The organism is Brassicibacter mesophilus, assembly GCF_050433385.1.
Lineage (GTDB): Bacteria > Bacillota > Clostridia > Tissierellales > Proteiniboraceae > Brassicibacter > Brassicibacter mesophilus.
On record NZ_JBNPXI010000002.1, the window covers coordinates 256,100 to 270,211 of the forward strand.

Annotated in this window: 15 protein-coding genes; all 15 read right to left on the reverse strand. The window is 31.2% G+C overall.

The genetic code is table 11. From position 1 onward, the window contains the following. Positions 1–91 precede the first annotated feature (91 nt). Positions 92–1,291, reverse strand: coding sequence for an aspartate kinase (gene dapG, locus HNR33_RS03780; protein ID WP_429080178.1), 1,200 nt, complete (start codon positions 1,289–1,291; stop codon positions 92–94). 98 nt (positions 1,292–1,389) lie between these two features. Then, complete coding sequence (locus HNR33_RS03785; RefSeq protein ID WP_429080179.1) at positions 1,390–1,659, reverse strand: YlmC/YmxH family sporulation protein; 270 nt, start codon at positions 1,657–1,659, stop codon at positions 1,390–1,392. A gap of 127 nt (positions 1,660–1,786) precedes the next feature. Next, complete coding sequence (locus tag HNR33_RS03790; RefSeq protein WP_429080181.1) at positions 1,787–3,055, reverse strand: M16 family metallopeptidase; 1,269 nt, start codon at positions 3,053–3,055, stop codon at positions 1,787–1,789. An 85-nt stretch (positions 3,056–3,140) separates the two neighbouring features. Further along, a complete protein-coding gene (locus tag HNR33_RS03795) occupies positions 3,141–3,857 on the reverse strand; it encodes a polysaccharide deacetylase family protein (RefSeq protein ID WP_429080182.1) in 717 nt (238 codons plus the stop codon). Between the two features lie 196 nt (positions 3,858–4,053). Then, positions 4,054–6,159, reverse strand: coding sequence for a polyribonucleotide nucleotidyltransferase (locus HNR33_RS03800; protein WP_429080184.1), 2,106 nt, complete (start codon positions 6,157–6,159; stop codon positions 4,054–4,056). Between the two features lie 112 nt (positions 6,160–6,271). Then, positions 6,272–6,541: a 30S ribosomal protein S15 gene (gene rpsO, locus HNR33_RS03805; RefSeq protein WP_429080187.1), complete on the reverse strand. Its 270-nt coding sequence runs from the start codon at positions 6,539–6,541 to the stop codon at positions 6,272–6,274. A 122-nt stretch (positions 6,542–6,663) separates the two neighbouring features. After that, complete coding sequence (locus tag HNR33_RS03810) at positions 6,664–7,578, reverse strand: bifunctional riboflavin kinase/FAD synthetase (protein ID WP_429080189.1); 915 nt, start codon at positions 7,576–7,578, stop codon at positions 6,664–6,666. A gap of 12 nt (positions 7,579–7,590) precedes the next feature. Beyond that, entirely contained in the window at positions 7,591–8,496 is a 906-nt protein-coding gene (gene truB, locus HNR33_RS03815) for a tRNA pseudouridine(55) synthase TruB (protein WP_429080190.1), read from the reverse strand. Position 8,497: 1 nt separating this feature from the next. Beyond that, positions 8,498–9,478, reverse strand: a complete 981-nt coding sequence (locus tag HNR33_RS03820; protein WP_429080191.1) for a DHH family phosphoesterase — start codon at positions 9,476–9,478, stop codon at positions 8,498–8,500. Continuing rightward, positions 9,471–9,848 carry a 30S ribosome-binding factor RbfA gene (gene rbfA / locus HNR33_RS03825; protein ID WP_429080193.1) on the reverse strand — a complete coding sequence of 126 codons (378 nt, stop codon included), beginning with the start codon at positions 9,846–9,848 and terminating at the stop codon, positions 9,471–9,473. The genes HNR33_RS03820 and rbfA overlap by 8 nt, the downstream gene beginning before the upstream one ends. Positions 9,849–9,869: 21 nt before the next feature. Next, on the reverse strand, positions 9,870–11,930 hold the full coding sequence (infB, locus tag HNR33_RS03830) for a translation initiation factor IF-2 (protein ID WP_429080195.1): 2,061 nt from the start codon (positions 11,928–11,930) through the stop codon (positions 9,870–9,872). Between the two features lie 16 nt (positions 11,931–11,946). Then, entirely contained in the window at positions 11,947–12,261 is a 315-nt protein-coding gene (locus tag HNR33_RS03835; RefSeq protein WP_429080198.1) for a L7Ae/L30e/S12e/Gadd45 family ribosomal protein, read from the reverse strand. Beyond that, entirely contained in the window at positions 12,254–12,523 is a 270-nt protein-coding gene (gene rnpM, locus HNR33_RS03840) for an RNase P modulator RnpM (protein ID WP_429080201.1), read from the reverse strand. Before rnpM ends, HNR33_RS03835 begins: the two co-directional genes overlap by 8 nt. A gap of 17 nt (positions 12,524–12,540) precedes the next feature. Beyond that, a complete protein-coding gene (nusA, locus tag HNR33_RS03845) occupies positions 12,541–13,581 on the reverse strand; it encodes a transcription termination factor NusA (protein WP_429080204.1) in 1,041 nt (346 codons plus the stop codon). A 17-nt stretch (positions 13,582–13,598) separates the two neighbouring features. Then, positions 13,599–14,063 (reverse strand): ribosome maturation factor RimP, encoded by a 465-nt coding sequence (gene rimP / locus HNR33_RS03850; RefSeq protein WP_429080206.1) that lies wholly within the window; start codon positions 14,061–14,063, stop codon positions 13,599–13,601. Positions 14,064–14,112: the final 49 nt, after the last annotated feature.

The window sequence follows — 14,112 nt, forward strand, 5'->3', positions numbered from 1 at the left end:
AACTAAAACTTTAATCTATCTATATACCTATTTATTGTTTGCTAAACGAAATAATATATGCCTATAACTAAAAAAAAGTAGACTTAACAGTCTACTTTGAACCTAATTTAAATTCATTATGCAAAGCTCTCAAAGCCTTGTCAGAATCTTTTCCATTAACAAGACACCAAATAGTAGTATGTGAGTCTGAGGATTGCAAAATAGCAATTTTTTCTTTCGTAAGTGCTTTTACTATCCTTGCCATTACACCAGGAATCCCTCTCATTCTATGACCTACAACACTTATTTTGCAGCAATCTGGAATAATCTTATATTTATAATTACCTAATATTAGTAGTTCTTCAATAGAGCTTATGTCATTTTGATTTATCGTAAAAATTTCTTTATCCATAAAAAGGTTTATAAGATCAATACTTATATTTTTATTTGATATATCTGCAAATAAGTTTTCTATATTATCTTTTCTTTCATCCATTTCTATTGTCACTTGCGCTCTTTTTTTCATGTAAGTAATGGCGCTTATTATATTATCATTTTTACTTTTGTAGAAATCAAAATGTTTTATAGTAGTACCACAGCATTCGCTTAAAGTGTTCTTAACAACTACTTTAATATTCCCTCTTTCTGCTACTTCAACCGCTTTCGGATGTATTACTTTAGCTCCTTCTTCAGCTAATTGATAAACTTCAGAATAACACATCGTTTCTATTAATTTTGCATCAGGTACTAGTTTCGGATCTGCAGTCATTATACCATCTACATCAGTATATATCTCTACATAATCACATCCAAGAGCTTCACCCAAAATTAATGCGCTTGTATCACTTCCGCCTCTTCCTAATGTGGTAATCTCTCCATTAATAGATGCACCTTGAAAACCTGCTACAATAACTATCTTTTTTTGATTTAAACTACTAATTATTTTTTCTGGTGATACTGCTAATATTTGTGCATTGCCATAGTTCTCATCTGTAATAATACCTGCTTGATGTCCATTATATACAACAGTGTCATATCCCTTATGATTTAGCTGGCTTGATAAAACAACTGATGATATAATTTCTCCACATGATACGAGTAAATCAAGTTCCCGTTGATTTGTGTGATTCATATTGACAAGCTTTAATAACGAATCAGTTGCATATGGATCTCCCTCTCTTCCAATGGCTGACACTACAACAACAATTCTATATCCTTCATTAAGCTTACTGATTATTTTTGATATAACTTTTTCTCTATTCTTTTCGTTAGCAACTGATGTTCCTCCAAATTTTTGTACTATAATTTTCATGTTTTCACCTCGAATGTATAGCAGATAAGAATTAATAAAAGTATTTTATAAATTTACTCCTATAGTTTATTATATGACATTTTTGTCTGTTTGTGATATTAAAGAGTAAATGTTCTTCTACTTTTAGTTTCTTCGTCTAACTCAATAATCATCATATCATTTCCAATTTTTCTTATAGCAGACCATGGAATTTCTATCTCATTCTTATCACTAAAAATTCGAAATTGACCTCTCTTATCTGGGACCAATAGAGCCAAAATCCTTCCACTTTTTTCATCAATAACAAGGTCAGAGTCTGCTATTACACCTAATCTGCCTCCGTCATTTAAATTAACAATTTCTTTTCCACCTAATTCACTTAATTTCAAAATTATCACTCCTTATTTGTTTTGTATTATAATATGTAAGAAAAAATATATTATGTTTTATCATTTATGATAACATTCGTTATGATACTATTTTTTATAGCAAAAAAATAGATTACTAAAACGTAATCTATTCAAAACATATTTTTTTCAATTTTTCTTTTATATTATTATCTTTTATATTACCTACATAAGCTATGTTAAACTTATTATTATCAAATATCCTATTAACTACTTTTCTAACATCTTCAAAAGATACTTGATCTATTTTTTCGATAATCTGGTCTGGAGAATGTATTGACCCTAATAACAGCTCAGATTTACCTATTGATGTCATTCTACTTGAAGTACTCTCCAGTCCTAAAATATAATTACCTTTTAACTGCTCTTTAGATTTAAAAATTTCTTCTTCAGATAAGTATTCATTTTTTATTAAATCTATATCTTTAATAATTAAATCTACTGCCTCTAAGAAATGTTTTGGATTTAAAGCAGCGTATATAGTAAATATTCCTATATCTTTATATGAAGAAGGATATGAGTATATTGAATATACTAGCCCTCTTTCCTCTCTAATAGTTTGAAAAAGTCTAGAACTCATACTTCCTCCTAGTATATTATTTAGTACAAGTAGAGAATAGAGTTCATCTTGGCCTTGAGAAATGCCTTCCGTGCCCAAACAGAAGTGAAGTTGCTCAATATCTTTTTTTCTATTTGACATTCTTTGCAATAAAGAAGGTTTTTCATATGTTAATGAGTTATTTTTAGACTTTGTCCAGCTACCAAAATATTTTTTTATTAACTCAATTATTTCTTCTAATTCAAAATTTCCAGCTATAGATATTACTGTATTATTTGGAATATAATATTTTTTGAAATACTGAATAATATCATCTCTAGTAAGATTACTTAATGAATCTTCTGTACCGAGAATTGGTAGTGATAAAGTATTTCCATTAAAAATAGTTTGAGATAATAAATCATGAACCAAATCTTCTGGTGAATCCTCGTACATCTTAATCTCTTCGAATATTACTGATTTTTCTTTTTTAATTTCAAATTCATCAAATTTGGAATTAAAAATCATATCTGATAAAACTTCAATTGCAATTTGAATATGTGAATCTAAAACCTTAGCATAATAACATGTACATTCTTTACTTGTAAAAGCATTTAATTGACCACCTATATTATCAAAACTTTCAGCTATTTCTTTTGCCGTCCTATTCTTTGTACCTTTGAACAGCATATGCTCTATAAGATGCGAAATGCCATTATTATTATATCCTTCTCTGCGTGAGCCAGCTTCAACCCATATACCTATTGACACTGACTTTACGTGTGGAATATATTCCGATACTATTCTTAATCCATTTTTTAGCTCAATTTTATTAAACATATTTTCCTCCTAAGCATATATCAATCATCAATCGTTGCAATATTAATTATAGTTTAATATTAAATTATTTTCAACTTACACTTATTCATTTAACTATGTCACTTACACATCCTATCTTATATCCCTTTTCAGTCAACGATTGGATTATCGTAGGCAAAGCTTTTATAGTTTCTTCTTTAGGATGCATGAGTACTATGGCAGAGTTATGTGGTTTGGTGATTACTCTATTTATGATTTTATCCTTTGTACTATCCTTTCTCCAGTCAATAGTATCAATACTCCACATAATTACATTATATCCTAATTCTTTTGCTGCTCTGACTGTACTATCATTATACGCACCTGATGGTGGTGCAAAATACTTTGCCTTATATTTTAAAGTCTGGCTAATTACTTGATCGGCTCTAAGTATTTCACTTTTATTTTGTTCATAGGATAACTTATCATAGTCTCTATGAGTATAACCATGATTTCCTATTTCATGACCATTGTCATATATTTGCTTAAGCAGTTCACTATTTTTATCTGCCCATCTACCTGTCACAAAAAATGTAATTTTAATGTCGTTTTTCTTAAATATTTCTAACATTGTAGGAATATATTCATTTCCCCAATCCACATTGCACGTAAAAGCTATTATATTATCATCTACATTTCCTTTATAGAACACATCATCATTGAAAAAGGTTTCCTGTGATCTATTACCCATTTTCAAAAACAATAAACTACTAATTAGCAATATTACAAATACTATTAATACAACTATAAGTAGTGACTTATATCTTATGTAAATTATCTTCATGACCTTACCTCCTAAAATATTTTTAAGGACAATGTTATTACTTTTCCTTACTTATATAAATATTCTAGGAATATAAAATTATAACAAAGGCTTATATTTAAGCATTCAAATCAAGAAAAACTTTATTTAAACATATTTCGAAGACTATATAATAAAACGTATAATAAAAAAGACATAAACCTTTTGGTCCATGTCCCTATTTACTCTCTTCCTCACTTTTTTCTTCTTTTGGAAGTGCATCTTTTCTAGATAGATTTATCCTGCCCTGATTATCTATTTCTGTAACTTTTACCAATACCTCGTCTCCTATAGATAATACATCCTCAACTTTGTTAATCCTCTCTCTTGCAATATTAGATATGTGAACTAATCCTTCTTTTCCATTTAATATTTCTACAAATGCACCAAAAGGCATTATTCTAGTAACCTTTCCAAGATACATTTCACCTACTACTACGTCTCTGACTATTCTTTCTATTAAGTCGATTGCTTTACGCCCCATATCTATATTATCTGCTGCAACTATAACTTTTCCGTCATCTTCTATATCTATCTTTACTCCTGTTTCATCAATTATCTTGTTTATTACCTTTCCGCCAGGACCAATAATATCTCTTATTTTATCAGGGTTAACGTTCATAGTTAATATTCTTGGTGCGTATGGTGACAATTCTTTTCTCGGAGCTGAGATAACTTCATTCATTTTGTCTAATATATATAGTCTCCCTATTCTCGCTCTTTCTAGTGCTTCTTTTAATATCTCTCTGTTTATTCCTGCAATTTTAATATCCATTTGTATGGCAGTGATACCTTTTTCAGTTCCAGCTACTTTAAAGTCCATATCTCCTAAAAAGTCTTCCATACCTTGAATATCTGTTAATATTTGTACTTTATCATCTGACTTTATTAATCCCATCGCAATCCCAGCGACAGGTGCAGAAATTGGAACACCCGCATCTAATAGTGCAAGCGTACTTCCACATACACTTGCTTGAGATGTAGATCCATTAGAACTTACAACCTCAGAAACAACTCTAATTGTATACGGAAATTTTTCTGCTTTAGGTATAACAGGTTCTAAAGCTCTCTCAGCTAAAGCCCCATGACCTATTTCTCTTCTACCAGGCCCTCTTAAGAATCTAGTTTCTCCTACACTATATGGAGGGAAGTTATAGTGATGCATATATCTTTTAGCTTCTTCTTCACCTAGCCCGTCTATTATCTGAACATCACTTGCTGCTCCTAAAGTAGCAACTGTAAGTACTTGAGTCTGTCCTCTGGTAAATAGGCCTGAACCATGAGTTCTAGGTAACAATCCAACTTCACTGGTTATCTTCCTTATTTCATCAACTTTTCTATTATCAGGTCTAATACCCTCTTCTAATATTAATCGTCTAACCTGCTCTTTTATGATGTTATACAATACTTCATTAATATCTTTTTCTTTTTCAGGGTATTTTTCTATGAATACATCTAATGCATCTTGTTTAACTCTATCAATATTGTCTTGTCTTTCTTGCTTGTCAAAGGTTTTAATAGCTTCTATCAATTTTTCTGTAGCATACTCTCTTATTTGCTGGTCTACTTCTGCATCAGGACTAAATCCTTTATAAGTCGCTTTTTCTTTACCAATTTCTTCTCTAATTTGATTAATAAAAGCACATATTTTTTTAATCTCTTCATGACCAGTCATTATAGCTTCAAGCATTACTGATTCATCTATCTCATTTGAACCAGCTTCAACCATCATAACAGCATCTTCAGTACCTGAAACAACTAGATTTAATTCTGTCTTTTCTCTCTCTTCACAGGATGGATTTATAATAAGTTGTTCACCTATTAATCCAATAGAAACTGACCCTGTAGGACCATTAAAAGGTATATCTGAAATAGTTAGTGCTATTGATGCACCTATCATAGCAACTATATCTGGAGTGCAATCTTGGTCTACAGAGAGCACTGTAGCAATAACTTGAACATCATTCCTATAGTCTTTGGGAAATAATGGTCTTATTGGTCTATCTATTAATCTAGATGTTAGTATAGCTTTTTCACTTGGTTTACCTTCTCTCTTTATAAATCCTCCTGGTATTTTACCAACTGAGTACAGCCTCTCTTCGTAATCAACACTTAATGGGAAAAAATCTATGCCTTCTCTTGGTTCCTTTGAAGATGTAGCTGTCACGAGTACTACTGTATCTCCATATCGAACTAAACAAGCACCATTTGCTTGTTCTGCTACTTTGTCAATAGTAACTGACATCTTTCTATTTGCTAAAACATGCTCAAATGTTCTTTCCATATTCTACCTCCTTCAATTGATATTTACATATCATTATTATTGCCTCGAAATCAAAAAAAACAACAGCTATTTTATTAATTATAAATTAATAGAGCGGGTATCCCCGCTCCAATTAACGTCTTAAACCTAATCTCTCTATAAGATTACGATATCTCTGAATATCTTTCTTTTCCAAATAGTTTTGTAATCCTCTTCTTTGTCCAACCATTTTTAAAAGACCTCTTCTAGAGTGATGATCTTTTTTATGCATTTTAAGGTGGTCGTTCAATTTGTTAATTCTATGAGTTAGAATAGCAATTTGAACTTCCGGTGAACCAGTGTCACCTTCGTGAGTTTTGTACTCTTCAATAATCATAGCCTTTTCTTCTTTACTTAAATTCATTATTCATACCTCCTAATTATTTGATTAAACCTTAAGCCAAGTATATTGTCGAGGCTACAATAAACATAGCATAAGGTATTGACAAACCTTATTGTACCATATACATAATAAATTGTAAATAATTATTTCTCAAGCCGAACGCTCTCTATATCTTTAAGAACCTGTCCTATTAATTGAGTTTTATCATTAAATCTAATTTCTTCCCTTAAAAAATCTATAAACCTAATTTCAATCTTCTTACCATAAATATCTTCATTGAAGTCTAAAATATGTGTCTCAGCGCTAAATTCTACGTCATTAAATGTTGGATTTTTACCTATATTTGTTATACTTAAGTAATCTTTGTTATTGAACACAGTAACAGTTTTATATACACCAAATTTAGGTATTAAATAATCTGTATCAAATTTAAGATTTGCTGTAGCAAATCCAAGTTCCTTCCCTCTACCTTTACCTTCAATAACATTTCCGGCAATTACATATGGTCTTCCAAGTAATTCATTTGCCTCTTTAATATTGCCTTCTTTTAATAATTTTCTAATATAGGTACTGCTAACAACATTGTTATTCTTCGTAACTGGGTTTATGACAACCGCTTCGAACCCAAATTTGCTCCCTATATTTTTTAAATATTCGACATCTCCTTTAGCTTGAAAGCCAAATCTAAAGTTAAAACCAACTACAACTAGTTCTGCGTTTAACTTATCGACAATAACTTTCTTTATGAATTCATCAGGACACATATGCATGATTTCATCGTTAAAATCTACCGCATAAAGTGTGTCTACTCCCATTTTTTCTAGCGTCCCAATCTTTTTTTCATTGCTCATAAGAATGTTATAATCTTTACGAGTTTTAAATTTAGTAGATGTACTGTTATTGAAAGTAAAAACAGATGGAGTTAATCCTCTATCATGAGCCAACTTTTTCATCGTAGAGATTAAATATTGATGTCCTATATGCAATCCATCAAAGTTACCTAATGCCACAGCTGTTTTCAAATTTAAGCTTTTTTCTATATCAAATATAATGTTCATTAGCTATCACCTTTATACTAATACTTTATCCATTTTTAGCAGATACTCATTATTCATTATGATAATTCTTCCTAATCCAATAAACAAGTTATCGCAATATACTTTAATAATATCATCGCTTGGAATGTTATGATAAATTGAATAATCGTTCCCAAGTGTAATCTTTCCTCCATTTGTAAGAATAGAAAGATACCTTTCATTTAATTGAATAGACTTATATTTATTTAATGCATAATCTAAAGGAAGTATTATCTTATCAACTTGATTCAGCTTCTTATACTTAGCTATTTCTTCTAGTGTGAATGCATCATTTATGCTAAATACCCCGACCTTAGTTCTCAACAAAAATGTCATACAGCCATAAACTCCAAGGTATCTTCCAATATCATTGCATAGTGTTCTTATATATGTACCTCCTGAACATTCAACATCAAATAAAATCTTGTTATTATCATAGTTTTTAATTAAATTACTATTGTATATAATTACTTTTCTTGGTTTTCTTTCAACTGTTTTACCTTCTCTAGCGAGTTCATAAAGTTTTTTGCCATTATACTTTATAGCAGAATACATTGGTGGGATTTGTTCTATTGTCCCTTCAAAATTATTAAGTGCTCTTTCTATATCACTATTGTTTATATTAAATGTATCGCATCTATTTACAACATTACCATATTTATCTTGCGTATCAGTTTCATAACCAAAAGACAATTCCGCTCTATATTGCTTTTTGAAATCATTAAAAAATTGCACTAATTTAGTAGCTTTACCTATACAAACAGGTAGCACACCAGCTGCATTAGGGTCTAAAGTACCAGTGTGTCCTACTTTTTTAATATTCAGCGTTCTTCTTATAAAACTAACAACATCATGAGATGTCATTCCAGACGGTTTTAGAACATTTATTATACCATTCATATTATCTCCCAAGCTCACTTTTTATCTTGTTTAAAATAAGTGCTTTTGCATTATCCACATTATCATATATAGTACATCCTGCTGCTTTAATGTGGCCTCCACCATAGAAAGCTTTAGCAATCTCAGACACATTAACTTGTCGTTTTGATCTAAGACCAATTTTTATCACATTTTCATCTACTTCCTTTAATATGCATGCAACCTCTACACAATCAATATCACGTATAAATTCGACTATTGAATCAGCATCTTGGATTGTAGCATTATTTCGTTTAATCATTTCTTTTGTTACCGTAACAATACCAATACTGTTATTTTCAAATAATTGTAATGTATTTAAGCTTTCAATGAAAAGTTTAGTTCTTCCTAGACTTCTATTTTGATATAGTTCAATGTTTATATTACCTGTATCAATACCTATTTTAATAAGTTCAGAAACAATCAAATGAGTTTTATAACTAGTATTATCATATTTAAAGCTACCTGTATCAGTAGATAACGCAACATAAAGACAAGTAGCTATATCAGGTGTAATATTTATATCCATATTCTTTATTAATTCATATACTATTTCTCCAGTTGAACTAGCATTTTCAATGACCAAATTCAAGCTACCAAATCTTGTGTTTGAAGTATGATGATCGATATTCATAATTATATCTACATTTTCCTCAAGGAAGCTATCATCTACATCAATTCTATCTTTATCTGCACAATCTAGCGTAATAAGTAAATCAAAATGCTTACTACTATCTATTTTCTGTATAAAATCAATTCCTGGTAGAAAATTAAAACTTGGTGGTATTTCATCTGATAAAGCTATAGTTAAATTTGTATCTTTTACTTGCATAAGAGCAAGTCCAAGAGATAAAAGTGAGCCTAAACTATCTCCATCTGGATGGATATGAGATATAAGACACACTTTTTCATAACTATGAACTCTCAATAACACTTCATTTATTGAATCTAAAGAATTATTCATCATTACTACTTCCTTTAGCTTCATCTTCCTTTTTCATATCAGACAAAAGCTTAGATATATGCATGCCATGTTCTATAGACTTATCTAAATAAAATAGCGGCTCTGGAGTATACCTTAAATCTAAGCTTTTACCTATCTCTTTTCTTATGAATCCACTCCCGCTTTGAAGTCCTTTTAGAGTATTTTCTTTGCTTTCTTCATCTCCTAAAACACTTATATATATCTTTGCAAACCTTAAGTCCCTTGTAACTTGAACTTGAGTTATACTGGTCATGGGAGAAATTCTTGGATCTTTTAAGCCACTCATAATTACACCACTAACAATTCTTTTTATTTCTTCAGATATTCTCCCTATTCTCTTTAGACTCATAGAAGTCACCTTCCTCAATATTTATCTTTTTATTTCTTCAAGGATATAGGCTTCGATTACATCTCCATCTTTTATATCATTATAGCCATCAATACCTAACCCACCTTCATATCCAGTTGCTAATTCTTTAGCATCATCTTTAAATCTCTTGAGTGATGATATGTCTCCTTCATAAATAACTATATTATCTCTTAACAATCTAATTTTGGAGTTTCTAGTAATCTTTCCTTGCTGTACATAAATACCTGCTACTACACCTGCATTAGGTACTTTAAATGTAGCTCTTACCTCAGCTCGGCCAAGTATTATTTCTTGATATTCAGGTGCTAACATACCTTTAATCGCAGCTTCTACATCCTCTATAGCATTATAGATTACTCTATATGTTCTTACATCAACACTTTCACGCTTAGCAATTTCCATAGCAGTATTATTAGGCCTAACATTAAATCCTATAACTATTGCATTGGATGCTGAGGCCAACATTATATCGCTCTCAGTTATAGCACCTACTCCTCCATGAATAGGATTTACTTTCACTTCTTCATTGCTCAGCTTCTCTAATGATTGCTTAACAGCTTCGATAGAGCCTTTTACATCGGCTTTAATAATAATATTTAAGTCCTTGACCTCGCCTTGCTTTATCCTGTCAAATAGATCGTCTAAAGAAATTTTTTGATTAGATTTAATTTGCTCTCTTCTCATCTTATCTTTTCTATTTTCAGCTATCTCTCTAGCTTTCTTATCATCTTCAACAGAATAGAGTATTTCTCCTGCATCAGGTACTTCAGACAATCCTAATATTTCTATTGGAGTAGATGGACCTGCTTTTTTTATTCTTTTACCTTTGTCATCAAGCATTGCTCTAACTCTTCCATGAGAAGTACCAGCAACTACAGCATCTCCAATAGATAAAGTCCCTTTTTGAACTAGCACAGTTGCCACTGTTCCCCTGCCTTTATCAAGCTTAGCTTCAATGATAGTGCCTTTAGCACTTCTATTAGGGTTAGCTTTTAACTCTTGCATTTCTGACACTAGTAAAACCATTTCTAGTAGTTCATCAATACCAATGCCTTTTAGTGCAGATACATTGGTAAATATCGTATCTCCGCCCCAATCTTCAGGTATCAAGCCATATTCTGTCAGTTCTTGCTTAACTCTATCTGGGTTAGCATCAATTTTATCAATTTTATTAACTGCCACAATTATTGGTACTTTAGCGGCTTTAGCATGGTTTACAGCCTCTACTGTTTGAGGCATAACCCCATCATCGGCAGCAACAACTAGTATTGCTATATCAGTTATTTGTGCTCCACGTGCTCTCATTGAAGTAAACGCTTCATGTCCTGGTGTATCAAGAAAAACAATTTTTTTATTATTTACATTGACAGTAGAAGCACCAATATGCTGAGTTATTCCTCCAGCTTCCTTCTCAGTAACATGAGTTTCCCTTATAGCATCTAACAGTGATGTTTTTCCATGATCAACGTGACCCATAACTGTAACTACAGGAGGTCTTTGCTTTAAATCCTCTGGACTATCTTCGGCATCTAAGCTTTCTAATAATTGTTCTTCAATTTTTTCATTATAACCTATAGCTTTAACTACATCACAATTAAATTCTGACGCAATTAAACTTGATGTATCAAAATCAATATCTTGATTTACACTGGCCATAATGCCTAGAGCTATTAATTTTGAAATTATTTGGTTTGCACTAACACCTATCTTTTCAGCTAGATGTTTTACTTGTATTGTCTCTTCTACTTCTATTTGTTTATTCGTTGTGTCCACGCTACCTCTCATTTTGTCTTTATTTTTGTTAATTTTATTACCTTCTTCAATAGCTTCATTCTTTTTTTTCTTTTTCATTTTAGTATTTTCTTTTATTATCTCTTCATCTATGTCATTATCTTCATCAAACTCAACTAGAAGCAATTCCTTAAGTAAATCTGCTTCTTCTTCTTCTATAGTACTCATATGACTTCCAATCTTTAAATCAAGTTCGGTTATTTTCTCCATAAGCTCTTTACTGGGTAAACCTAATTCTTTAGCTAACTCATAAACTCTTTTTTTAGTCAAACTATACACCCCCACATTATTTACAGGTGATACCTTTACTTATTACATCTAACAATGTACTTGAAAACCTATCATCAACTACAACAACTGTAGAAGTAAGACTTTTCCCTATAGCACTTCCTAGATCAGTCTTACTACCTATGGTTATAAGCTTAATATTATTCTTGTTACATAAGCTCATAAACTTATCTTTTGTATTATCAGAAGCATCTGAAGCTAATATCATTAATTTACACTTAGACTTTTTGATCGCCTGTACACATCCTGTTTCACCAGAAACTATAAACCCTGCTTTTTTACCAATGCCTATCATTGAGTAGAACTTATTCATTAGATTTTATCTCCTTAAATAAGTTTCCATAAACTTCTTCAGGAATTTCATATTCTAGTGCCCTATTTAACTTTTTACCCTTCTTAGCTTTTTCTAAGCATTCAGGATTATTGCAAATATATGCCCCTCTTCCATTCGCTTTTCCAGTTAAATCTACAAATATTTCATTATCCTTATTTTTCACTATTCTAATTAGCTCACGTTTTGGCTTGCTTTCAGTACATCCAACACATTTCCTAAGCGGTATCTTCTTTGTTTTCAATAATACCACCCCTTCTATTATTCTGATTTTACTTGACTTTCACTCTTAATATCAATCTTCCACCCTGTCAATTTAGCAGCTAATCTTGCATTTTGACCTTCCTTCCCTATTGCAAGTGATAACTGATAATCAGGAACTACAACTAAGGCAGATTTTTCTTTTTCATCAATATCAACTTTTAACACTTTTGCAGGACTTAAACTGTTTGATATGAACTCAGAGTAATCTTTACTCCAGTTAATAATATCTATTTTTTCACCTTTCAGTTCATCTACTATATTTTTAACCCTTGTTCCTTTAAATCCAACACAAGCGCCTACTGGATCAACATTTTCATCATTAGAGTAAACTGCTATTTTAGTTCTTGATCCAGCTTCTCTTGAAATACTAAAGATATCAACTATACCATCATGTATTTCAGGCACTTCTAGTTCAAATAGTCTTTTTACAAGTCCCGGATGTGTCCTTGACAATAATATTTGAGGTCCTTTAGTGGTCTTTTTAACTTCCAAAATATATGCTTTGATTCTGTCTCCTTGATTATACTCTTCGCCATGCATTTGTTCACTTGGTGCCAGTATTCCTTCAGTCTTACCAAGATTAACCATTACATTGTTTTTACTTACTCGTTGCACTAGTCCTGTAATAATCTCATTTTCTCTATCTATGAATTGATCAAAAATAATTTCTCTTTCTGCTTCTTTTATTTTTTGCATAACCACTTGTTTAGCAGTTTGTGCAGCAATTCTTCCAAAGTTTCTTGGAGTTACTTCTATATTTACTACATCACCAATATCATATCTACTATCAGTTTCCCTTGCATCATCTAAACTAATTTCGAGTAACTCATCCTCTATGTTCTCTACAACATTTTTCTTTGCATAAACCTTTACGTCTCCATTTTCTTTATTAATTTCAACTTCTACATTTTGGGAAGAACCAAAATTTTTCTTATATCCAGAAATCAATGCAGCTTCTAGAGCTTCAAATATAACATCTTTACATATTCCTTTTTCCTTTTCTATTTCTTCAAGCGCCTCAATAAATTCGGCTTTCATCCCCTTTAACCTCCCTACTAAAATTTGATAGCTAAATTAATCTTAGATATAGCACTTCTTTCTATATGCATCTCTTCTGTAGATTCATCTTCTATATAAAGAGTTTCGGTGTTAAATCCAAGTAGTTTACCAACATGTTTTTTCTTCCCATTGACTGGCTTATATAAACTTATCTCAACGTCTTTTCCTATATTCCTCTCTAAGTCTTTATCTTTTTTTAATGGTCTATCCAATCCTGGCGAAGATACCTCTAAAAAGTAGTTATCCTCAATCGGATCTTTTTCATCTAGTATATCGCTCACTTTCTCACTGACTTTCTGACAATCATCTATTGTAATTCCACCAGATTTATCTATATATATTCTCAAATACATATACGGGCCTTCTTTGACATATTCAACATCTACTAACTCGAAATCAAGTGTATCAAGAATTGGCTGGGTTATTTCTGTGACAACATTTTCTATATCACCTTTTTTCATCCATATCACCTCCGATTATATACATACCTATTTTGCCAAAAACAATTTT